Raw genomic sequence first — 23943 nt, forward strand, 5'->3', positions numbered from 1 at the left:
CTTCTTCTCCTTAAAGCTGTTTGTGCTATTTAAAGCGGACTCCGTAACAGGCTTAAACATTCGCCTAACATTATTCAGCATAACCTCCTTTACATAATTCGCCAGGATATACAGACGATTCCGATGGTTAGGACAAACCTTGTATCAGCCGCGCTTTTACGCCACGATCGGTAAACTGAACCGAGGAATATCATGAACGCTTTTAATCCCACGCAGTTTCGCGCGCAGTTTCCCGCGCTAGCCGATGCGGGTGTTTATCTCGATAGCGCCGCCACGGCATTAAAGCCACAGGCAGTCATTGACGCCACGCACCAGTTTTATTGTTTGAGCGCCGGTAACGTTCATCGTAGCCAGTTTGCACAGGCGCAGCGCCTGACGGCGCAATATGAAGCGGCCAGAGCAAAAGCAGCGCGACTGTTAAACGCGCCCGATGAAAAAAGTATCGTCTGGACACGCGGCACCACCGAAGCGATCAACATGGTGGCGCAGTGTTACGCCCGTCCTCGTCTGCGTCCCGGCGATGAAATTATCGTTAGCGTCGCCGAGCATCACGCCAACCTTGTGCCCTGGCTGATGGTGGCGCAACAAACCGGCGCGCAGGTCATAAAACTGCCGCTTAATGACCGACGTCTTCCTGATGTTGAGCGTCTGCCGGAACTGATCACGTCGCGCAGCCGGATACTGGCGCTGGGGCAAATGTCGAACGTAACGGGCGGCTGTCCGGATCTCACAGGCGCTATCAGCGCCGCTCACGCGGCGGGAATGGTCGTGATGGTAGATGGCGCGCAAGGCGCTGTACACTTCCCGGCGGATGTCCAGCAGCTTGATATCGATTTTTATGCTTTTTCCGCTCACAAACTGTATGGCCCGACCGGTATCGGCGTGCTGTACGGTAAGCCGGAGCTTCTTGAGGCGATGTCGCCCTGGCTCGGCGGCGGCAAGATGATCCGTGACGTTAGCTTTGAAGGCTTCACCACTCAAAGCGCTCCCTGGAAACTGGAAGCGGGGACGCCGAACGTCGCCGGGGTCATCGGCCTGAGCGCTGCGCTGGAATGGCTGTCCGATATCGATATTGAACAGGCCGAAAACTGGAGCCGCGGGCTGGCGACGCTGGCGGAAGACGCACTGGCGAAACGTCCGGGCTTTCGTTCGTTCCGCTGCCAGGACTCCAGCCTGCTGGCCTTTGATTTTGTCGGCGTGCACCACGGCGATATGGTGACACTGCTGGCGGAATACGGTATTGCGCTCCGGGCCGGGCAACATTGCGCCCAGCCATTGCTGGCGGAACTTGGCGTCACAGGGACTCTGCGCGCCTCTTTTGCGCCGTATAATACCCAACATGATGTGGATGCGTTGGTTAACGCCGTTGACCGCGCGCTGGAACTGCTGGTGGATTAATGACAAACCCTCTTTATACCGGACACCCGTTCGGCACAACGGTAACGGAAGAGACGTTACGCGCTATCTTTCTCCCGCTGACCCAGTGGGAGGATAAATATCGTCAGTTGATTCTGTTAGGAAAACAGCTCCCCGCGCTGCCGGATGAATGCAAAGCGCAGGCGAAGGAGATAGCCGGCTGCGAGAACCGCGTCTGGCTGGGCTTTACCCGATCAGATAACGGAACGATGCACTTTTTCGGCGACAGTGAGGGGCGGATTGTCCGCGGCCTGCTGGCGGTATTGCTCACTGCGGTGGAAGGAAAAAACGCCGCCGAACTACAGGCTCGTTCACCGCTGGCGCTGTTTGATGAGCTGGGTTTACGCGCCCAGCTTAGCGCCTCACGCAGTCAGGGGCTGAACGCGCTGAGCGAAGCGATTGTTGCCGCAACGCATAAGCGTTGAAATAGCGTAAATATTCTGTCGCCTGACAGCGCCGTCCGCGGCGGTCAGGCGATGCAGATAAAATAATCCAGTCACTTTATTAGTTTCGGCGTCAGATTTCCCTGATAAACATTCTTTTGATTTTTATCAGCTATCACAATGAAATTACAATGTTAGAATCCATGTTAAAACGGCGTGAAGATTTTAGAGTAAATAAAGCCACTCGATGTAGCGTAGCAGGAGAACTGGAAAATTCATACGTATCGGGTGAAGTTATAACAGGATATGGATAAGTGGAAAAATATCTGCGTAGCGGTACCATGTTTGTGGTACTGGCATTTATATTATGGGGGTTAACACCTTTATATTATCAATATTTATCAGGGGGAAATCTCGCACAAATATTGATATACCGGGTGTTCTGGTCAATTCCATTATTACTGGCAGTAAGATTGTTATTTCGGCAGCGAACGCGATTTCATGATGCCTGGAAAGATAAAAAATCTTTTTTCTTCTGCATGATCGCCGGACTTTTGATGATTGTCTCATGGTCATCTTTTATTTATGCGCTAACCCATCATCTGGTACTTGATGCCAGCCTCGGCTATTTTATCAACCCGCTATTTGTTATTGCGCTGGGATGCATTTTTCTTAAAGAAAAACTGTCGTTGTTTCAGGCCATCGCCGTTTTTTCTGGTGTCTGTGGCCTGACTTTTCAAATTATCATGCTACGGCATTTCCCGGCGCTGGCGCTAACCATGGGATTATCATTTGCGCTATATGGCCTGGCGCGAAAGTTTATACATTATGATGTGATGACATCGATAACGATTGAAACATTATGGGCATTGCCTGTCTCACTATTAATTTTTCTCTTTAGCGATAGCGGACCAATTATATCCGCTAATACTCCTTTCTTTTTGTATGTCATGACGGCGCCAGTGACGATCATTCCACTGGTATTATTTGCCATCGCGTTAAATCACACCTCGTTGATTGTCACCGGATTGGCGCAATATATAGAGCCGTCTTTACAGTTCTTACTTGCCATTATGATATTTGGCGAGCACATTAATTACGCGGAACTGCTCTGCTTTTGTGCGGTATGGTTCGGGTTGTTTTTATGCATATCTGAAAATTTATATTCCCATTATCTCCGCGCCCGTCTGAAACCGGTGTTCGGCAGGGTACAGCGCTTCTTTCGCTAACGAAGGGCGCAGGGCCGGATACGCGTCTGCGTGACACTCCGCCCCGTCCTTTTATTCTTGTCGCGCCGCTTTAGCCATGATCTTCTTCAGCGCATGGGAAACGGCGACAAAACCGAACGTTGCCGTCACCATCGTCGCCGCGCCGAAGCCAGAGGCGCAATCCATCCGTTTTGGCCCTTCTGCGGTAGCTTTCATCGCGCATACGGAACCGTCCGCCTGTGGGTAAACCAGCGCTTCAGTGGAAAAAACACAGTCCACGCCCAGCTTACCTTTACTGTTCTTCACTACGCCAAAATTATGTTTCAATCTCTCGCGCAGTTTTGCCGCCAGCGGATCCTGTATGGTTTTCGCCAAATCAGCGACCTGGATTTGCGTCGGATCGATCTGCCCGCCCGCGCCGCCAGTGGTCACTAAAGGAACCTTATATCGGCGACAGTACGCAATCAGCGCGGCTTTTGGACGAACGCTGTCAATGGCGTCAATGACATAGGTAAAACCCGCGTCCATATAACCCGCCACGTTATCCGGCGTGATGAAATCATCGATAACCGTTACCCGGCACTCCGGGTTAATTTGCCGAATCCGTTCGGCCATCACTTCCGCTTTCGCCAACCCGACGTTATCACGCAACGCATGGATCTGACGGTTCGTATTGGTCACGCAGACATCGTCCATATCAATCAGCGTAATCGCGCCGATGCCCGTACGCGCCAGCGCCTCTGCCGCCCATGATCCCACCCCGCCGATTCCCACGACGCAGATATGCGCCTCAGCAAACCGCTGCAGCGCTTTTTCACCGTACAGACGCGCGGTGCCGCCAAAGCGTTGGCGCCAGGCATCACTTATCACCACTGACATATGACCTCAGAATAAAAAAAGGTGAGGTTATTCCTCACCCCTGCTCACTATTTTCAGGCCCGATAGCGAACACGTTATCGGGCAATCCGGTTGTCGCAGAATACCACAATCAGCCGCTAAACACGTTACCGGCGCCCGGCGCGCTTTTTAACACCCAGACGCGACCATAGTGATTATACCATCCGGCACGATGCCCGGCATCCGGGCCGATCCCCTGGTAAATATCAAAGTGCTGGCCTTTAATCGCTCCGCCGACATCCAGCGCGACCATCAAACGTAGCTCATACTGACCGCTAAATTTACCGTTGTTATCCAGCAACGGTACTTCCGCCAACAAGGTCGTGCCAGGCGGAATGATGCTGCGGTCGGAGGCGACGGATGCTCGCCCAATCAGCGGTACGGCGCTGGCGCCTTTGACCGGCGCAAAAGATTGCGGCTTAAAGAAGACGAACGACGGGTTCTGCTCCAGTAATTCACGCACTTCCGCTTCGCTGTGCTTCTCTCCCCATTCGCGTATGGCCTGCATCGACATATCTTCTTTTTTCACTTCACCGCGATCGATAAGCACTTTACCAATACTGCGATAAGGCCAGCCGTTTTTACCGGCATAACTAAAGAAGTTCAGCGGACTACCATCACCGAAATCAATATAACCGCTGCCCTGGACATCCATAATAAAGTTATCCATCAGCGAATTACTCCAGGCCAGGATGTACTTATCGCTCAGCGCGCCTGCGTAGATCTGAGCGCGGGACGGTAAGCGTCCGCGTTTTGGCGGCATACTATAGATAGGATACTGAAACGCGCCCTGGCGCGTATGGCGAGCCTGAACGACGGGCGTATAGTAGCCCGTGAACTGGACGTTACCGTAGTTGTCGGTGCCTTCCATCTGCCAGGCATCAATACCAAACTGGCGCATAGTGCGCGTATCGCCTCCGGAACGTAACCAGTTCTGGACAGCGTTATAGACGTTGCTTTGATTGGTGTATAAACGCGGCGACGCGGAACGGATCTGGTTGACCTGCTCGGCAAAGTCACCAGCATTAATCGGCGCGCCCACCGCGTCCGGCTGGTTTACCAGGGAGAAGGGCTGGGTAAATTTCCCGTCCTTATATTGCTGACCGCGATCGGTCGGTTTTGATGAACAGGCAGCCAGCATTGCCAGCATTACGCCTGTCGCCACATATTTTGCCCAACGTCCTTTCATGGTGTCTCGTCTTCTGCGTAATCGAAAGTGCCCGGTGAAGATAACAAACCGTCCGAAGTAATGAAATGCGATCGCGATCTCATTATGTAAATTCGTTTAAAAATCGCGCTATCTGCGGTGTATTTGCGCAATTCATGAGAAATTAGCGATTTATATGAAAAAAGGGTTGCAACAAAAGCTCAGCGGAGTATAGTGCGCATCCACGGACGCGGGGTGGAGCAGCCTGGTAGCTCGTCGGGCTCATAACCCGAAGGTCGTCGGTTCAAATCCGGCCCCCGCAACCAATTACAATGAGAATGCAAGTTTAGACGGACGCGGGGTGGAGCAGCCTGGTAGCTCGTCGGGCTCATAACCCGAAGGTCGTCGGTTCAAATCCGGCCCCCGCAACCAACTTAATGAACACCCTTACGGGTGTTTTTTTGTATCTGTCGTCTGGTCCGCAACGACAGTGCGGGCAGCATCCTACTTACCCGCGCAATAAACTCGCCGTCATCTCAGGTTAACTTCTTCTCGCCAGCGTCGCCCCATCGGCAAAATACGCTTTAATGCCCGCCAGAATCGACTCTGCGACCTGTTGCTGGAACGTCGCAGTCTTGAGCTTGCGTTCTTCTTCAATGTTACTGATAAACGCCGTCTCGACCAGAATAGACGGAATATCGGGCGCCTTTAACACCGCAAACCCCGCCTGCTCGACCTTGTTTTTATGCAGGTCATTAATTTTACCAAGCTGCTTCAACACCGCTTTACCGAATTTCAAACTATCGGCAATGGTCAGCGATTGCACCATATCGAACATCGTATGGTCGACATAACGGTCACCGCTTTTGCTCACGCCGCCAATTAAGTCCGAGGCGTTCTGCGTTTGCGCCAGATATTTCGCCGCGGTACTGGTGGCGCCTTTGGTCGATAGTGCGAATACGGATGAACCGCTAGGCTGCCGGCTGGTGAAGGCATCCGCATGAATAGAGACAAACAGGTCGGCGCGCTGTTTCTGCGCTTTCGCCACCCGGACTTTTAACGGAATGAAGATGTCTTCATTGCGCGTCATATAGACCTTCATGTTGCCTTCTTTTTCGATCAACGCGCGCAGGCGGCGGGCTATCTGGAGCACCACGTCTTTTTCACGCGTTTTGTATTTGCCTATCGCGCCGGGGTCTTCGCCACCGTGTCCCGGATCAAGCATAATGACAATGGGGCGGTCGCGCCCCGCTTTACCGGGCTGCGGCCCGCTTTGCGAAGGCGGCACCTGTTTATCCAGATCGCCTTTATTGTAGTCTTCCAGCAGCGCCAGCAGCGGATCCTGCATATCCTGCGCATTGGCAGGATAAAGATCCATCACCAGACGTTCTTTAAAGCCTGCCACAGGCGCCAGCGCAAATAGCTGCGGCTTCACGTTTTGTTTTAGCTCAAAGACCATACGCACAGTCTTAGGATCAAACTGCCCTACCCTTGCGGATTTGATATACGGATCGTCGCTGCGAATCTGCGCGCCAATGCCTTTAAGCACCGAGTTCAGATTCACATCCTCAATATCTACCACCACGCGGTCCGGGTTACTTAAGGCAAATTGTTTATATTTCAGCAGACGATTCGACTCTACCGTGACGCGGGTATAGCTGGACGCAGGCCAGATACGCACCGCAACGACCTGGCTTACGGCAGCCAGCCCGACCTGGCTCACGCTTAATAGCCACATGGCGCCCGCGCCTTGTAGTAAACGGCGACGGCTGATTGCTGAATTGGCTCCCGACATGCTTCTCCCGAGCAAAAACTAAATAGAGATCATACAAAGTTCATCCAAATTGACCGGAAACTTTAGCGAATGACGCATAATCTGTCATCTATAAAAGGGTAAACATTCTTTTTATATTCACGGCATTACTAAGAAAAGCGATCGGACCGCATAAAATTTACGCTTGCACAGAGGGCAAAAACAGAATAAAAATACACCAATTTCGAATAATAATTCACTAGTGGGGCGCGCAATGATAAAGGAACGTAAAACCGAACTGGTAGAAGGGTTTCGCCATTCAGTTCCCTATATCAACACCCATCGCGGAAAAACCTTTGTCATTATGCTCGGCGGCGAAGCCATTGAGCATGACAATTTTTCCAGCATCGTTAGCGATATCGGGCTACTGCATAGCCTCGGTATTCGCCTTGTCGTGGTGTATGGCGCGCGACCGCAAATCGACGCCAATCTGGCCGCGCATCATCATGAACCGATTTACCACAAAAACACGCGGGTGACGGACGCCAAAGCACTGGAGCTGGTGAAACAGGCCGCCGGTTTACTCCAGCTTGATATTACCGCCCGTCTGTCGATGAGTCTGAACAATACGCCGTTGCAGGGCGCGCACATTAATGTCGTCAGTGGCAATTTCACCATTGCGCAGCCGCTGGGCGTTGATGATGGCGTGGACTACTGTCATAGCGGCCGTATCCGGCGCATTGATGAAGATGCGATCAACCGCCAGTTGGATAACGGCGCGATCGTTCTGATGGGGCCGGTCGCCGTCTCAGTGACCGGCGAAAGTTTTAATCTGACCTCAGAAGAGATTGCCACTCAACTCGCCGTTAAACTGAAAGCGGAAAAAATGATCGGTTTCTGTTCTTCTCAGGGCGTTACCAATAGCGAGGGCGGCATCATTTCTGAACTCTTCCCGAATGAAGCACAGGCGCGGGTGGAAGAGTTGGAAGCGCAGGGCGACTACAACTCCGGAACCGTACGTTTTTTGCGCGGCGCGGTAAAAGCCTGTCGTAGCGGCGTTCGTCGTTGCCATCTGATCAGCTATCAGGAAGATGGCTCGCTATTACAGGAACTGTTCTCGCGTGACGGTATCGGTACGCAGATCGTCATGGAGAGCGCCGAGCAGATCCGCCGCGCCACCATCAACGATATTGGCGGTATTCTGGAGCTTATCCGCCCACTGGAACAGCAGGGCATTCTGGTACGCCGTTCCCGTGAACAACTGGAGATGGAGATCGATAAATTTACCATTATTCAGCGCGATAATATGACTATCGCCTGCGCGGCGCTGTATCCTTTTGTGGAAGAGAAAATAGGCGAAATGGCCTGCGTAGCGGTACATCCGGATTACCGCAGCTCATCGCGTGGAGAAGTGCTTCTGGAGCGGGTTGCCGCCCAGGCGCGGCAAATGGGGCTGCGTAAATTGTTTGTGCTGACGACGCGCAGTATTCACTGGTTCCAGGAGCGCGGTTTCACGCCTGTCGATATAGAGTTACTGCCTGAGAGCAAGAAAAAAATGTATAACTATCAGCGACGTTCAAAGGTGCTGATGGCGGATTTAGGGTAACGAGGGGGGCCTGATAGCGCTGCGCTTATCAGGCCTACGCTCGAAAGCATCATTTGGAGGCCGGATAAGACGCTACGCGTCGCCATCCGGCGAGAACTCGTCTTATCCGGTACGACTGACTTCATCAAATAAGGTGGCTAACCCGCTGCGCCGTTCCGTACGCGTCACAATCGCGCCTGCCAGGATCCGTTCATCGGCATACAGCGATAACCGCCGCCGCGCCCGCGTAACAGCGGTATACACCAGCTCCCGCGTCACGACCGGCGAACGCTGGCTGGGTAAAATCAGCGCGGCGTGATCAAATTCAGACCCCTGTGATTTATGTACCGTCATCGCCCAGGTTGTATCATGTTCCGGCAGACGGCTGGGCTGAACGGACTTGATCGTGCCGTCCGGCATCACAAACCAGACGCGTAACCCCTGCCCGCGATCGAGCGCAATACCAATATCGCCGTTAAATAGCCCCAACGCGCTATCGTTGCGCGCAATCATTACCGGACGCCCTTCATACCAGCGAGAGTGCGGGTGCCGCTGAATTTTTCGTTGCTGCACCATCGCCTGCTCAATGCGGTCATTCAGTCCCCTCACGCCAAATGGGCCTTCACGCAGCGCGCAAAGCAGTTGATACTCATTGAAAGCCTGAAGGATTGCCTCCGGCGTCGCTTTCTCATGCAGCAACCGCAGGTAGCGACCATAGCCCGCCAGCGCTTCATCCAGCATCCCGGCATAATCGTCGCTGCTTTGCAATGTACGCTTCTCTATATCGCTAAACCCCTGCTGAAAAACAGCCTGGATTGCCGACCTGTCGCCGCAGTTAATTGCCGCCGCCAGCTTGCCGATGCCAGAATCGCTGCCGAAACGGTAGCTCTTTTGCAACAAACAGAGGCTATCGCGTAAAGACGCGGCTTGCGTTCCGGCCCCCGCCGGAATAGCGCTCCCTGTTAGTCGACTTAGCTGTCGGGCGCGTTCCGCCGTAAACCCTGCGTTGACATAGGCGCAAATATCGCCCAACACAGCGCCCGCCTCAACGGATGCCAACTGATCGCGATCGCCAAGAAAAATGACCCGCCCGTGCGGCGGCAGAGCGTCAATCAAACGTGACATCATCGGCAAATCAATCATTGATGCTTCATCGACCACCAGCACGTCCAGATGTAGCGGGTTGCCCGCATGATGGCGTAATCGCTGGCTGCCGGGCTGTGCGCCCAGCAGTCGGTGCAGCGTACTGGCGTCCTCCGGTATACGCTTTTTCTGCGCATCGGTAAGAGGAAGCTGACGCAACGCCGCGCCGAGCGACTCCGTCAGGCGTGCGGCCGCTTTCCCGGTCGGCGCCGCCAGCCGGATACGGCAACGTTCGCCATCCGCCATTTGAATTAATGCCGCCAGCAACTTCGCGACGGTGGTGGTTTTACCGGTGCCGGGACCGCCTGAAATCACGGAGATACGGCGAGTTAGCGCTACGGCGGCGGCCACCTTTTGCCAGTTCACCTCGTCTGTCGGAGGGAATAGCGCGTCCAGAATACGGGATAACTGATCTTCATCTACGGCGATGGCCTGGTTAACTTCGTTAAAAAAGCGCGCAACCGTACGCTCGTTGCACCACATGCGATTCAGGTAGAGGCGATCTCCGCACAGAATTAACGGCGCGGGGCTATCGCCGCAGCTAACCGCCGCAGACGCCAGTAACCGCTTTTTCCAGTCGATTGGCGTAGCCGTTTCGCTTATCCAGGCGACCAGTAAGGGATGCGCCTCCTCCGTTAACGTTAAACGCGACAACGGCAGACACACGTGACCTTCACCTGCGTCATGACTAAGCAGCGCTGCCGCCAGCGTCACGGCGGGATCGTCGTTACCGGCGACGGTTAAAGCAAACTGGGCATCAATGGGCCGTAATAGTTTTTGTCCAACGGCCTCCAGCAACCGCTCCTGGATTGTCATTGCGCCTCCTCACTCATTTCACCTGCAAACATATCATCCAGTTGGTTAATTAACGCCGCCGCAGGACGAGTGGTAAAAATACCCTGCTGCGGACGTTCGCTATCCACCCCGCGTAAAAAGAGATAGATGACGCCGCCGAAATGGCGTTCATAGTCGTAATTCGCCATTCGATGACGAAGGTAACGGTGCAATGCCAACGTATAAAGCTGGTACTGTAAATCATAGCGATGCGCCTGCATCGCCGCAGCCATCGCCGTCTGGGTATAAGCGGCGCTATCCTCGCCCAGCCAGTTAGATTTATAGTCGAGCAGGTAATAGCGCCCCTCATAACGGAACACCAGGTCGATAAAGCCCTTTAACATGCCGCGAACCTGCATGAAATCCAGCGCAGGGCAACCTGCTGAAAGCGGGTCGTATCGACGAATCAACGCATCCAGCTCTCCGGCGGTAAGCGGCTGGGCAATCGGCAGATAAAACTCCATTTCGACCTGTTTTTCACGCTCGGTCAGCACGCTCAGACTAACGCCCGTCTCGTTAAGGGGAACGTGCAACACGGTGTCCAGCCAGCGGGTAAGTACGGGCTCCCATCGCGTCTCAAAACCACTCAGCTCCAGTTTTTCCTGTACCCATTGGGGGTCTATCGGTTGAGTAAAATCAAGCTCTTCAAACAGGCTGTGCAAAAATGTTCCCGGCGATGCCCCGCGAGGAAAGTGATGCGGCGTCATTGCCGGCGCTTCCGCCGCTTCGCCAACGCCTGCGGCGTCAATGTCGAGACGAGGAATAAGATCTTGCGCCACGCTATGTCCCCGCTGCTGCAAACCGGAATAACTGGTGACGCGCCAGCTATCATAAAGCAAACGTTGCAGCGTTCTGGCGCTGAGTTCCGCGTGCGATGCAGCGGCAATTTGCCAGCGGTCGTTATCCGTACTGCCTGGCGTTCGACACACGATATCCTCGTCGCATAGCGCCTCAATACAGGCGCGAAGGCCTGCGGCATCCATCGGTTCGCCTTTTTGCAGGAGTCGCCCAAGCGCGCTTTGGTGCACATCCGTCTCGCCTTTCTTATCGCTGCGACGCCGCACCAGCGGCGCGACGCCGAGGCTGCAATGCCACACTGCACGGGTCAGCGCGACATAAAGTAGGCGCAGATCTTCCGCCAGGCGTTCGGCTTCCGCCAGTGCTATGCTCTCTTCGGCGTGACTAAGGTCCAGCACCGCCTCGTAGGAGTGCCTGTCGTGATAAAAAGCCTGGTCCTGCACGCGGAAATGGGTGATAAAAGGTAGCCAGACCAGCGGGTATTCCAGACCTTTCGATTTATGAATGGTGACGATTTGCACCAGATGCTTATCGCTTTCCAGACGTAGTTGCTGGCTGGAAGCATTGTTATCGGGTTCAAGGATATGTTGCGCCAGCCAACGCACCAGCGCATGTTCGCTTTCCAGCTGCGAACCGGCTTCCTGTAACAGTTCGCTAATATGCAGAATATCCGTCAGCCGACGTTCGCCTCCCGCTGTCGCCAGCAGGTTTTCAGCAATATTGCGCGCCGACATTAGCGCGCGCAGCATAGGCATCACGCCGCGTTTATGCCAAATCTGTCGGTAGCCATCAAACTCTTCAACAACCGCATCCCACGCATTTTCATCATTGTTAAGCGTTTCGATATCCAGCGCGGTAAGACCCATCATTGATGTCGCCAGAGCGCTACGCAGCGTATTCTCACGTTCGGGCGCCATCACCGCCTGCAACACCCACAGCATCTCCTGCGCTTCGAGCGTTTCGAATACGCTGTCGCGGTTAGAAAGATAGACGGAGGGGATCGCCAGTAAGGTCAGCGCATCCCGTATCAGCGCGGCTTCCCGCCTGCTGCGCACCAGCACGCTGATATCCGAGGCGCGAACGGGCCGCGACGAATCGCCGTTCATCAGCAGCGCGTCGCCCGTTTGCCCGGCACGCAGCCAGTCGCGAATTTGCGTGGCGCACACCTGCGCCATATAACTTTGATAATCGCCCGAACCGCAGTTTTCCCCCTCCATTAGCCACAGGGTCATCGCCGGTTGAGGCGCGTCATTCACTTTAAATTGCAGCGACTGGTTTCTGGGCGCAAACTTTACCGGACTGAAGGGAATATCGCGGAACATAAAGGCGTCATTCATCTGACTGAACAGCTTGTTAACGCTATTCACCATCCCCGGCGCGGAGCGCCAGTTAGTGTCAAGGGTATAGTGCGCGCTCACTTCGCTGCGGGCCTTCATGTAGGTAAAGATATCCGCGCCACGAAACGCATAAATCGCCTGTTTAGGATCGCCAATCAGCAATAGCGCCGTATCGGGTTGATGTCGCCAGATACGGCGAAAAATACGGTACTGTTGTGGGTCGGTATCCTGAAATTCATCGATCATCGCCACCGGAAAACGGGTACGAATCGCCGCAGCCAGCGCCTCGCCGCTTTCACTACGCAGCGCGGTATCTAAACGGCTGAGCATATCGTCAAACCCCAGCTCGCCGCGCCGGCGTTTTTCCTGAGCCACCGTTTCACGGATCTCTGATAACGCTCGGGTAAGAACCAGATCTTTAATCGATAGCGGTTCGCCCAACAGGTTATCGATGGCGACAAACAATGGGTGCTGGGGCGTCACGCCGCCAGCTTTGGTGCGCTCAGCTAAAAAACGCTGTGAAAATTTTCCCAACGCCTCGGGTAATTGATAGTTTTTCGTCTCTTCTTGCGCCCACGCGGTGATCTTTTCGATCCATTTCGCCTGATTGCCGCGGTTGAACTTTCTGCGATCGATGCCGGATGATTCGATCAGCGCGTCCAGCTCGCTAACCGCCTCACACCACTGCTGCTTCACCTGGTTGATACGCGCCAGGATCTGTTCATGACGCGATGCCAGCGTCTCCTCCTGCGATGGCGGCGCTTTAATGACCGGCGCTTCGCCCTGCAGATAACGATCGATATCCTTTAAGAGCGCCTTCGGCCCCTTCCACACGTCAAACACCACCTGCGCGATGTCGCGCGGCAGCGGATAGCAATGACGCCGCCAGAAATCGGCGCAGGCCTGATAACGCAACAAAGATTCGTCTTCAATAAGCTGTTGCTCAAACAACATACCGGATTCGAAAGCGTTCAGGCTGAGCATACGCTGGCAAAAACCGTGGATGGTAAAGACCGCGGCCTCGTCCATTTGTCGTTCCGCCAGTAATAACCACTGTGCGGCCTGCTTTTTGTCGCTAATTTCTTCCAGCAAGCGGGCATAAAGCGGATTATCCGTGCTTTCCCGCAGACAGGCGATGCGCAACTCATGGATATTACTGCGGATTCGCCCACGCAGCTCTTCAGTGGCGGCCTCCGTAAAGGTTACCACCAGCAGTTCTTCAACGGTCAACGGGCGGGGAAATGCGGCACTGCCGCCCAGGCCGAGCAATAACCGCAGATACAGCGCCGCGATAGTAAACGTTTTGCCTGTGCCCGCTGATGCTTCAATCAAACGCTCGCCTGTAAGGGGCAAGCGCAGAGGATCAAGAGTCTCGGCGACATCATTCATTCTTTTCGCTCATTAGAGGTAACGTTTGCTGCAATGCGCTGACGTTATCCCACACTTTCCAGCCTGTCGGATGCACGTATTCTGCTTTTCCATTCTGGCTACCAGCAATCTGTGACAATATTGCCATACCTTGTGGTTCCACCACCGCCTGGTGGAAGAAGTCGGCAAGCTTTTGTGGCGTCAGCAATTTTATCTGAGCGATGATTTTATCACGCGAGTCAAAGCGCATATTACCCCGATCGAAATCCTTGCTTAAACGGGATGCTTCTTCGCCCAACGTTTGCGGCGCCTGGCGCATTTGCGTAATGATCGCCTGCTGAATTTGGGCGAACTCTTCCGGCTTCATCGCTCTCAGCTTCGCCTCGGCGTCAGGGAAAAATGCCTGATAGCGTTGCCACAGGTAAGAGGGCTGTTTATCGTTGCTCTGTAGCAGGAATCCCATTCCCCACTGACGGCCAACGCTCATCGGAAAGGCGAAAACGGCGTATCCCAGTTGCTCTTCGGTTCGTAGCTGATTGTAAAACCACGGTTGAACAATCTGACCTAACATCGCGCTGTAGGCGGCGCTGACGTACTCGTCGTAGCCGACCGGAACAAAGACCGCGGCTAACGCGGAGTCGGTGCTACTGCCCGCTTTTTCAAATATTACGGACTGCTTTTTCTCAACCACCACGTCTTTGTTACGACACCACGCCGATCCGTTCGCCGCGAGCTGTTTTTGAACATCTTGCGCCAGAGAGCTCGCCTGGGCTTCGCTCATATTTCCTATAACCAGAAATTCCGGACGAGCGCCCGTTTTTAACGCATTACGATAGGCCATCACCTCTTTTAACGTAATGGACGGCAGCAAAGCGCGACGTTCATCACGGGAAAAATAAGGCACCTGCGAAATCATCTGCACCGGCATAATCGCCTGTTCGTAGGCTTTTCCCTTCTCCGCAGAATCCATCATCTGCGTATACCAGGATTTCGCCTGCGCCAGCTGTTCCTCCGTGGCGTCGTAGCTAAAATATCCTTCCAGCAACGCCAGGAAAAGCTGTGGCAAACGCTGGGTATAACCGTTCGCAGTGACCATCAGACCATTGTTGGCGTTAGTGGAAAAGCTAATGCCGCCCACTGCCGCCTGGTTGCTGAGCTGATCGAGCGCCATTCCCGCCAGATAATCATTAAGGGCGAACAGTACCTGATTGCGGGCGCTGTCCATCGCCTGCGGGTTACGCAATACCACGCTCACGTCAGCTTTTGGCTCGCTGGCGAAATAACGACTCGGCGCATAAACCACACGCAAATCCGCTTTATCGACAATCAGTTCTGGCCGCACGTAGTTTTTGTCATTCTTCACAAGCGTGAAATCATCAGGAATATAGGGGTTTAACTCCGGCAGCGACAACGCAATGCCCTGTGCTTTTTGCTGCCAGTTTTTAAACGTCTGTTCGCTAATCTTATCGACCTGATAAGGCGCATCCACAAAATACGCAATCTTATTATGGGGTTCCTGGGGACTGATGTACCAGATGCGCGCATTCTGCGGCGTCATCATCGCCAGGCGATTTTTGATAGCGGCAGGATCGTAACGATCGGCGATATTCGCCGCATCCAGCGTATGCGCTACCGGGACGCGGATCATAGTGTCCGCCAGCCATTCGACATAGTCCATATCGCGGGTAATCGACGGATAGCGGAAGTCGAGATCCAGCACATGCGCCAGCTCGTCAAAGTAACGTTTATCTATCCCTTTTTCACGTAACGTATTGAGATAGCTAAAGATAGCTGCGACGACTTCATCACGATTGGCCAAACCTTTATCGGTCAGCGTTGCCGAAATGGCAAATACGCCGCTGTTACCATTAACAATCGGATCGGAATCCGCGCTAATACCTTCGACCAGTCCTTGTTTTTGCAGCCAGTCAGAGAGCGTCCCCGGGCTACGATTGCCAATCAGATAAGAGACCAGTTCATCGGTCTTGCTACGGAACTGCGCGCTATTGTTATCAATACGAAACTCCACGCGCAGCACTTTACGCGGTAGCGCCGGCACGTAATGAATAATGATGCCCTTCTGCGCCTCGGTGATGACAGGTACGTTAATTTCCGGTTTTTTAATCTGTTTATTCGGCACGCGACCATAGGTTGCGGCGGCAATACGCGCCAGTTCCGGCAAGGGTTTATTACTGTAAATCACCGCCTTCATCAGATTAGCTGAATAGTATTTTTCATGAAAAGCGATCAACGCCTGTTGCACCGGATTTCCCGGCTTATCGCTTAGCGTTTCCAGATTGCCGCCAGAAAAGTGCGAGCCTGGATGCGCCGGGTTAATGGTTTCGGCGCTTACCTGCGCCATACGCATACCGTCGCGGGTGCGCGCCATCGTCAGCTCGGCATTCACCGCGTTTCGTTCGCGTTCGGCGTATTTTTTATCGAGCAATGGCGCGGCAATGGCGTCGGCCAGGCGATCTACGGCGCCTGGAAGCGCGTCGTTTTCAACCTCCAGGTAGAAGGCTGTTCGATAAGGCGCGGTGCTGGCGTTGTGGCTACCGCCATGTCTTTTAAGGTATTCGGCAAGGCTATCCGCCTGCGGATATTTTTTTGACCCCATCAGGCACATATGCTCAAGATAATGAGCAAGCCCCTGATGAGCCTCAGGATCTTCAAGCGATCCAACGGGTACCACTAACGCTGAAAGCGACTTTACAGCCTGCGGATCGGATACCAGCAACACCACCATGTCATTATCAAGACGTATCGCCTGATACTGCCGGGTATCTTTATCGCTTTTACGGATAGTTTCTTGCAGCGGTTGCCAACCGATATCCGCCTGAACTGCAGGCCCCCAGAGGGCGACCAATAACAATAACGCTTTGAACCAGGTGCTGCGGGGCATTCACGGACCTCATCATTAACTTTCATTCCCACTCATCTGTATGGCCACGTAAACCATCGACCTGAGCAGAACGGGATATTATTGTGCTGAACCAGGCGCATCTTTTTATCAGTAATCAGTCCGTGACGAAGAGCGCATCATAGTCGAAGCCTTTTAATTGCGCGATTTTCATACAATCAACGAGACTGATTAAAACGAAACAGCGGTAACAGGTAATGTCGGGACTGCGCAATGATAGCCTGCAACGTTTCAGATTCCAGCTGACGCCAAAGACGTTGATACCAGATATCTTCGCCTTCGCCGCTCACCATCATGTTGCCTTCATAAGCCTGTAGAAACTTTGTTCTGGCCTTCTGTAAGGTGTCATCGTCGTCTAACATGACATCATTTTCAGCGTCATAACAGGCTTTTATCCATGCGCCGCCGCTTTCCGGCAGTACCAATAGCGGAGAAGACATGCCTTCCCGGTAGCCTTCAATCAGTTGCGCCAGGTAAGCCATTGCCTGCGCTTTATCAAGTGGCGGAAATCGCCATTCTCCCTCTTTGCGCAAAAACAGACGACTTTCGCCACTCCCGCCGCTGGCACAATAGACAAGGTGTTCCAGCCAAAGTTTCACACCTTGCGCCACGCTGATTAAAGCGGGACGCCAGCGCAATAATCCATCCTCCTGTACCTGCGGTAGCCAGCCGGTTAGCTGAACGCCATTGCAAAGCAGATCCACTTCCAGGCTTTGGCTCGGCTTACGACAGGCGATAACCCGGCTTGCCAGTTGCTGCATCTCCTGACATTGCGCATCCCAGAATATTTCGCCAAACGCGCCGTAAGGCAACTCTCCCGCAGCCCGGAAACGGCGGAACAAGCGTTCGGCGTCGTCCTCTTCAACCAGCGTATTGAGCAACTGTTGGTTAAGTTGATATCGCGTCAATCCCTCTAATTCAAACGGTTCCGCATCAGGAATCTCACTCTCTTCCGAGCGGAAATTAACCTGAAGCCGCATCTGAAAAAATGCGCGTACCGGATGGGCCCAAAAACGCTGCAGACTTTCCAGAGTCAATGTTTCCGGCATCGTAAAAGGAAGCGGCTGCACAAAGTCAGAATGCGCTTTCCCCGACTGACTCGCCGCAGGCAACCACTCTCTGGCATAACTTTGCTGTTCGCCGGGTTGGTAATTTTGCGCATCAAAAGGCATACGGGTATGCAGACGCGTAATATGCGCTTTGACTCGTGCTTCGCTCTCATCACAGGTCAGCGTTTCGTCGCCCGGCAAATAGTGGCTTTGTCCGATGTAATCCACCAATTCTTGCACCAGTACAGAGGGAAAGCGTTCGCTATTATCCTGGATGGAGCGACCGATGTAGCTGATATACAGCGTCTGCTGCGCCGAAATTAACGCTTCCAGAAACAGGTAGCGGTCATCGTCGCGACGGCTTCGATCCCCGCGCATGGGTTTTTGGCTCATCAGGTCAAAGCCCAACGGCGCAAGCTGGCGCGGGTATACGCCGTCGTTCATTCCCAGCAGGCAAACGACTCTGAACGGAATGGAACGCATCGGCATCAGCGTACAAATATTGATGGGGCCCGCCAGGAAGCGCTGGCTAATACGTTCCTGATCCAGACGCTGCGCCAGTTCATCCCGCAGTAGCGAAATCGGTACCGCGTCGCCATATTCCGCCGCGACGCCTTCGGCGATAATGGCCTGCCACTGCTGTTCAATCAATGTCATTGCCGCTTCCGTGTCCGCATCGGGCAGGAAGAAATCATTGAGCATGTCGCGACAAACGGGCAGCCACTCTTCCAGCGGTCGCTCCTGCGCCAGACCGCGCCGCCAGATATTAAGCTGCATCAACAGCGAAGCCAGATGCCCGACCAGCTCGGCAATCAGACCGCTGGATTCGTCATAAGGCAGAACCGACTGCCACTCGCCCTGGGCGCTTTCCATCGCATACCCCAGCAGCATACGCGTCAGGCCAAATTGCCATGTATGCTGCCCTGTGGCAGGAAGTTCCAGCTCGCGTACGTTGTCATCGTCAATTCCCCAGCGAATGCCTGACTCATTGACCCACAAGCGCAAATAACGCAACCCTTCTTCGTTGATCGTAAAGCGGGCAGCCAATACCGGTACGTCTAACAACGCCAGAACATCCTCGGAGACAAAGCGGCTGTCCGGTAACGAAAGTAGGCTGATAAATGCCTGTAACACCGGATGTGACTGACGCGCCCGCCGATCGGAAATGGCATAAGGCAGATAGCGCTCCGTTGGCGCGCTACCAAACACCGCCTGGATAAACGGGCTATAGCTGTCAATATCAGCCACCATAACGATAATGTCGCGCGGCGTTAGCGTCGGATCGGCTTCCAGCATCGCCAGCAGGCGATCGTGCAGTATCTCCACCTCGCGCTGCGGGCTGTGACAAACGTGAAAAGAGAGGCTGTTATCCTCGGGATCGAGCAGACGCTTATTGTCGCTGCGCGAATACTCCTCAAGATTTACGCCCGCCACCGCATGGCTTTCCAGTTCAAGGATATCCGCCTGAATCCGATGCAAAAGATTATCTGGCGTAATATCAACAAACGCATCCAGCTCCTGGCTGTTTTCCAGTTCAGATAGCAGGTAGATATAATCCCGCCCCAGTTTTCCCCATGAGGCCAGTAGCGGATTACCGATATCCTGTTCACCGTCGCTGTTAAATAAGGCTTCCGGATTCTGATTTTCACGGAACAGCGGTAAATGACGGTCTTCAAAAGTGTGACGACGCTGGCGAGCCATGAGTTTTGCCAGCCAGGCTGGGTCTTTAATATCCCCCCAGTAATACCGACACGGATTAGTAAAAAGGAGATGGATTTCAATATGTTTACCCAGCGCCTGCAATGCGCTGAGATACACTGGCGGTAACGCGGAAATGCCGCAAATAAAAACGCGGGACGGCAACCCTGGCGGGCAGGCGGTCGCGCTCTCCAGCGTTTGAATAAAGCGTTGGTAGAGATTGGCGCGATGCCAGCGCGGCTGCCCCAGCGCGGCGGTATATTCCACCAATGCTTTCCACAGCGGCGCCTGCCAGTTTTGCGCCTCCCCCAGACCTTCCACGGTTTTTCCCGCTTCCCACTGCGTAAGCCAGTCAGGCCGATAAACCAGATACTGATCGAACAGGTCGGCGGCGCGCGCGGAAAGCTGAAAGAGTTTGCGTTTATCGGTGTCGTCGGTCAGATAATGGCGCAGCAGTACAAACTCATCCTTATCCAGCAACTGCGGCAGCAAGGTCATCAGTTTCCAGCTCATGCTTTGTTTGCTGAAAGCGCTTTCTTTGGGGATATCCGGCAACACGCGGACAAACATCTCCCAGATAAAACTCGCCGGTAACGGAAAAGCGATATTCGCCGCAATACCAAACTTTTGTGAAAGGGTCATCTGCAGCCACTGCGCCATACCCGTGCTTTGAACCAGAATCATTTCTGGTTCAAAGGGATCATCCAGCCGCTCGCGTTCGACGATGAATTCCATCAACGCTTCCAGCACATCCAGACGATTGGAGTGGTAGACCCTTAACATAATTACTCCTGACGATTAACGATTTGGACAATGCAAGCGCGTCATTTGCCCCTGCCTGCCAGAGGGTGAAACCATCGTGACGCTGATGCTGACACATCCCGATTGCGTTGTCTGCATCCGGTTGGCCTTCCAGTCGTCAGCAGGCGAAAATGGATACAGCGCCGTTTGCTGCCACGCCTGCCGCCAGATCTGGAGATACTGGTGTCGTAATGCAAAACTGTGCATTAATACCCGCTGATAGCCTGACAGCGCGGTGACGATCATTACCATTAGAACCATCGCCACTAAAACTTCCGGGAGGCTAAACCCGCGTTGTAAATTCAGGGGATGCGACATAACGCCACCTCTTTTAACGGACAAAAATCACTCCAGCCGTGGGGAGAAAAGACAATGCTTCCCTGAATGACGTTGCCCAAACGCCATAACGTCATGCCATCATCTTGCGCCGCCATCACCACCTCATCCTCCGATAATCTCCGCAAACAGACCCTCGCTCCTGAAGGGGAATAGCGCCGACATTCCATTTCGGTTACGCCTGACCATAGCTGCCCCCGCCCCCATTCCAGCGCCGACTGTACGAGCGCCTGGCGTTGTATCGCCAGGCTCTGCGTCGTCACGCGGGCGGCATAGCTGGCCTGCTGCTGATTTACGCCTTGCAGTAGCAGACTACCCAGAATCAGTATTAAAAGCGCCAGTATTAGCGAAGAAGCGCCACGTTCCCGATTCACAGATTAAATCCCGTTACGCTGTATTGCGCGTCAATAACCGTCTGAGGCTCGGCTTTGCTGGCACCGCGCAGATGCAGCATGAGCACTGGCGAGAATCCCGTTATATCCCGGCGCTCAACGGTAAACGCCGTGATGAGTACCGTATTGGGATCGGTCATTTTTTCCCATCCCTTACCCTGGCAAGATGTTGCTCCGCGTAATGTCTCCAGAACGTTATCCTTCATACGGAACCCGGTCTGGTCGGCCTCTTTCGCCGGTATGGTATCCCAGACACCGTTATTATTCCCGTCCCACTGAACGATGACGCATTGCCCCTGTTCGGCAAGATGTAACCCTTCGCCAATACAGTGGCCATGACAGTAACCCGCACGTTGAAGATGCTTCGCTACGGTATAGGTTCGCTGCCAGATTTCATCTTCCAGCGATAACTGTCGCGTGTTGTGCCAGATTTCACGCTGTAGCGCCGGTAAAAATCGTGCGGACCCAAGCAGTAAAATGGAACCTATCGCCATCGCCAGCACAACCTCCAGTAGCGAGAACCCTCGCGTGGTTATTGACACGTGGCGGCCTCATTACGCTCACATAGCCTGATTCGCCCCCAGGAGGAGACGACCAGACGCCACTCTCCGGCAGCGTTTTTCAGTACGATGTGCCCTGCCCATGCCGTATTGCGCAGGCCAAAGAAGGCTAACGACGGCGTGATATCGGCAAGGACGACATCACGCCAGTCGGGCGTAAACACAAAGGGGGAAGATGGCGTACACGATGTTTGCGTAGCAACAGAGCTGACAAAGCACCATGAACCGCCTTCGCTGACCACGCGAAGAATGTGATCGCGGTTATGCCAGTGAGCATCCTCACGAAGTTGCAGCAGGTAATCCCGCACCTGACATGCGGTTTGCCACAGGCGCTGTTGCTGCTGCCAGCGTTGCCAGCCATAAAGTCCTGTGGCGCTGAGAATGATAATGAGCGACATCGCGACCACCGTTTCAATGAGCGTATAGCCCTGTTGTTTTTTCATGTCGGCAGTATGGCGGGCGGAAGAAAAATAACGAGCGCCAAATACAGATTGTTCGGCGCGTTACGGAAAAAAGTTCATGTCTTGCAGCGCGTTGCAAAATTTCAGGAATCCGCGCCGAAGATTGAGACGAAGGGTAAAAAAAACCGACGCGCAATGACGTCGGTTATGGCAGGATCGTCAGCGCTTAGATAGCGACCGGCGCTTTAATACCGGGGTGCGGATCATAGCCTTCAATTTCGAAATCATCGAACCGGTAGTCAAAAAGCGAATCGGGTTTACGCTTAATGACCAACTTCGGCAGCGCGCGCGGTTCACGGCTTAATTGCAGGTGCGTCTGCTCCATATGGTTGCTGTACAGGTGCGTGTCGCCGCCGGTCCAGACAAAATCGCCGACGTCCAGGTCGCACTGTTGCGCCATCATATGCACCAGTAACGCGTAGCTGGCAATGTTGAACGGCAGACCGAGGAACACATCGCAGGAGCGCTGATAAAGCTGACAGGAGAGTTTTCCATCTGCGACATAAAACTGGAAAAAGGCGTGACACGGCGCCAGCGCCATCTTATCCAGCTCGCCGACGTTCCACGCAGAAACGATAATACGACGAGAGTCCGGGTCGTTTTTAAGCTGGCTTAAGACCGTGGCGATCTGATCGATATGGCGGCCATCCGGTGTTGGCCATGCACGCCACTGCTTACCATAAACCGGGCCTAAATCGCCGTTCTCATCGGCCCATTCGTCCCAGATGGTGACATTATTTTCGTGCAGGTAAGCGATGTTGGTATCGCCCTGCAAAAACCATAGCAGTTCGTGAATAATTGAACGTAAATGGCAGCGTTTCGTCGTCACCAGAGGAAAGCCTTCCTGCAGGTTAAAACGCATCTGATGGCCAAAAATGGAAAGCGTGCCGGTGCCGGTACGGTCGTTTTTCTGTGTGCCTTCATCCAGCACTTTTTGCATCAGTTCTAAATACTGTTTCATGGTTCCTCAGGAAACGTGTTGCTGCGGGCGGCGGCGATATGCCCAAACCATCATGATCGCGCCAGCGATAATCATCGGGATAGAGAGAATCTGCCCCATGCTGATGTACTGTACCCACGCGCCGGTAAATTGCGCGTCCGGCTGGCGGAAGAATTCAACAATGATACGAAACGCGCCATAGCCAATCAGGAATAATCCGGAGACTGCGCCCATCGGACGCGGTTTGCGAATAAAGAGATTAAGGATGATAAACAGCACCACGCCTTCTAATGCCAGTTCATACAACTGGGAAGGGTGGCGCGGCAATACGCCGTAGGTATCAAAAATAGGCTGCCATTGCGGATGTGACGGCAGCAGCGCAATATCTTCCGCGCGTGAGCCAGGAAAGAGCATGGCAAACCGGAAGTCAGGATCGACGCGCCCCCACAATTCACCGTTGATAAAGTTGCCCAGACGCCCGGCGCCCAGGCCGAACGGAATTAACGGCGCAATAAAATCAGACACCTGAAAGAACGAGCGCTTCGTGCGCCTGGCGAAAATAATCATCACCAGTATCACACCGATAAGCCCGCCGTGGAAGGACATGCCGCCGTCCCAGACGCGGAATAAATAGAGCGGGTTATCCAGAAACAGAGGGAAGTTATAAAACAGGACATAGCCAATACGCCCCCCCAGGAAGACCCCCAGGAAACCTGCATAGAGTAAATTTTCAACTTCGTTTTTGGTCCAACCGCTTCCCGGACGGTTAGCGCGACGCACCGCCAACCACATCGCGAAAACGAACCCCACCAGATACATCAAGCCATACCAGTGAAGCGCGACGGGCCCAATTGAGAAAATGACCGGATCAAAGTCCGGAAAATGCAGATAGCTACTGGTCATCTGTCACCACAATT

General features: G+C 53.7%; 17 protein-coding genes and 2 tRNA genes. 6 read left to right on the forward strand and 13 right to left on the reverse strand.

What is annotated here, in order from left to right; genetic code table 11:
• Positions 1-192 precede the first annotated feature (192 nt).
• The 3 genes from csdA (at position 193) to rarD (ending at position 3028) form a co-directional block, all read left to right on the forward strand.
• The gene (gene csdA / locus ABVN36_RS04640) at positions 193-1398 is read left to right on the forward strand and encodes a cysteine desulfurase CsdA (protein ID WP_000991059.1); all 1206 of its coding nucleotides are present in this window, start codon (positions 193-195) and stop codon (positions 1396-1398) included.
• Positions 1398-1841 carry a cysteine desulfurase sulfur acceptor subunit CsdE gene (csdE, locus tag ABVN36_RS04645; protein WP_000184199.1) on the forward strand — a complete coding sequence of 148 codons (444 nt, stop codon included), beginning with the start codon at positions 1398-1400 and terminating at the stop codon, positions 1839-1841. The genes csdA and csdE overlap by 1 nt, the downstream gene beginning before the upstream one ends.
• 299 nt (positions 1842-2140) lie before the next feature.
• A complete protein-coding gene (gene rarD / locus ABVN36_RS04650) occupies positions 2141-3028 on the forward strand; it encodes an EamA family transporter RarD (protein ID WP_077248417.1) in 888 nt (295 codons plus the stop codon).
• Positions 3029-3079: 51 nt separating this feature from the next.
• On the opposite strand, the gene tcdA is transcribed toward rarD, so the two are convergent.
• Positions 3080-3886 carry a tRNA cyclic N6-threonylcarbamoyladenosine(37) synthase TcdA gene (tcdA, locus tag ABVN36_RS04655; protein ID WP_000117742.1) on the reverse strand — a complete coding sequence of 269 codons (807 nt, stop codon included), beginning with the start codon at positions 3884-3886 and terminating at the stop codon, positions 3080-3082.
• 109 nt (positions 3887-3995) lie between these two features.
• Complete coding sequence (gene mltA / locus ABVN36_RS04660) at positions 3996-5093, reverse strand: murein transglycosylase A (protein ID WP_000678626.1); 1098 nt, start codon at positions 5091-5093, stop codon at positions 3996-3998.
• A gap of 207 nt (positions 5094-5300) precedes the next feature.
• Between mltA and ABVN36_RS04665 the strand changes: the two genes are divergently transcribed.
• Both ABVN36_RS04665 and ABVN36_RS04670 read left to right on the forward strand, forming a co-directional pair.
• Positions 5301-5377: transfer RNA gene (locus ABVN36_RS04665), tRNA-Met, on the forward strand.
• A gap of 29 nt (positions 5378-5406) precedes the next feature.
• Positions 5407-5483: transfer RNA gene (locus ABVN36_RS04670), tRNA-Met, on the forward strand.
• 109 nt (positions 5484-5592) lie between these two features.
• On the opposite strand, the gene amiC is transcribed toward ABVN36_RS04670, so the two are convergent.
• Positions 5593-6846: an N-acetylmuramoyl-L-alanine amidase AmiC gene (gene amiC / locus ABVN36_RS04675; protein ID WP_000011919.1), complete on the reverse strand. Its 1254-nt coding sequence runs from the start codon at positions 6844-6846 to the stop codon at positions 5593-5595.
• A gap of 232 nt (positions 6847-7078) precedes the next feature.
• Here amiC and argA point away from each other — a divergent pair, with 232 nt between their 5' ends.
• Positions 7079-8410, forward strand: a complete 1332-nt coding sequence (argA, locus tag ABVN36_RS04680) for an amino-acid N-acetyltransferase (RefSeq protein ID WP_000588964.1) — start codon at positions 7079-7081, stop codon at positions 8408-8410.
• Between the two features lie 102 nt (positions 8411-8512).
• Here the strand turns inward: argA and recD are convergent, their stop codons facing one another.
• From recD to lgt, 10 genes are all read right to left on the reverse strand, one after another.
• Entirely contained in the window at positions 8513-10348 is a 1836-nt protein-coding gene (recD, locus tag ABVN36_RS04685) for an exodeoxyribonuclease V subunit alpha (protein ID WP_020899175.1), read from the reverse strand.
• Entirely contained in the window at positions 10345-13890 is a 3546-nt protein-coding gene (gene recB, locus ABVN36_RS04690; protein WP_023138784.1) for an exodeoxyribonuclease V subunit beta, read from the reverse strand. The genes recD and recB overlap by 4 nt, the downstream gene beginning before the upstream one ends.
• On the reverse strand, positions 13883-16771 hold the full coding sequence (gene ptrA / locus ABVN36_RS04695; protein ID WP_023138783.1) for a pitrilysin: 2889 nt from the start codon (positions 16769-16771) through the stop codon (positions 13883-13885). Before ptrA ends, recB begins: the two co-directional genes overlap by 8 nt.
• A 176-nt stretch (positions 16772-16947) precedes the next feature.
• Entirely contained in the window at positions 16948-20319 is a 3372-nt protein-coding gene (gene recC / locus ABVN36_RS04700) for an exodeoxyribonuclease V subunit gamma (protein WP_023138782.1), read from the reverse strand.
• A gap of 15 nt (positions 20320-20334) precedes the next feature.
• Positions 20335-20655, reverse strand: a complete 321-nt coding sequence (locus tag ABVN36_RS04705; RefSeq protein WP_000019286.1) for a prepilin-type N-terminal cleavage/methylation domain-containing protein — start codon at positions 20653-20655, stop codon at positions 20335-20337.
• Positions 20640-21047: a DUF2509 family protein gene (locus ABVN36_RS04710; protein ID WP_001078527.1), complete on the reverse strand. Its 408-nt coding sequence runs from the start codon at positions 21045-21047 to the stop codon at positions 20640-20642. The genes ABVN36_RS04705 and ABVN36_RS04710 overlap by 16 nt, the downstream gene beginning before the upstream one ends.
• The gene (locus ABVN36_RS04715) at positions 21044-21607 is read right to left on the reverse strand and encodes a prepilin peptidase-dependent protein (RefSeq protein ID WP_000029150.1); all 564 of its coding nucleotides are present in this window, start codon (positions 21605-21607) and stop codon (positions 21044-21046) included. The genes ABVN36_RS04710 and ABVN36_RS04715 overlap by 4 nt, the downstream gene beginning before the upstream one ends.
• On the reverse strand, positions 21598-22068 hold the full coding sequence (locus tag ABVN36_RS04720) for a prepilin peptidase-dependent protein (protein WP_000744668.1): 471 nt from the start codon (positions 22066-22068) through the stop codon (positions 21598-21600). The genes ABVN36_RS04715 and ABVN36_RS04720 overlap by 10 nt, the downstream gene beginning before the upstream one ends.
• A 184-nt stretch (positions 22069-22252) precedes the next feature.
• A complete protein-coding gene (thyA, locus tag ABVN36_RS04725; protein ID WP_000816247.1) occupies positions 22253-23047 on the reverse strand; it encodes a thymidylate synthase in 795 nt (264 codons plus the stop codon).
• A 6-nt stretch (positions 23048-23053) separates the two neighbouring features.
• The gene (gene lgt, locus ABVN36_RS04730) at positions 23054-23929 is read right to left on the reverse strand and encodes a prolipoprotein diacylglyceryl transferase (protein WP_000204645.1); all 876 of its coding nucleotides are present in this window, start codon (positions 23927-23929) and stop codon (positions 23054-23056) included.
• Positions 23930-23943: the final 14 nt, after the last annotated feature.

It is taken from the genome of Salmonella sp. SJTUF15581 (genome assembly GCF_043356775.1).
Lineage (GTDB): Bacteria > Pseudomonadota > Gammaproteobacteria > Enterobacterales > Enterobacteriaceae > Salmonella > Salmonella enterica.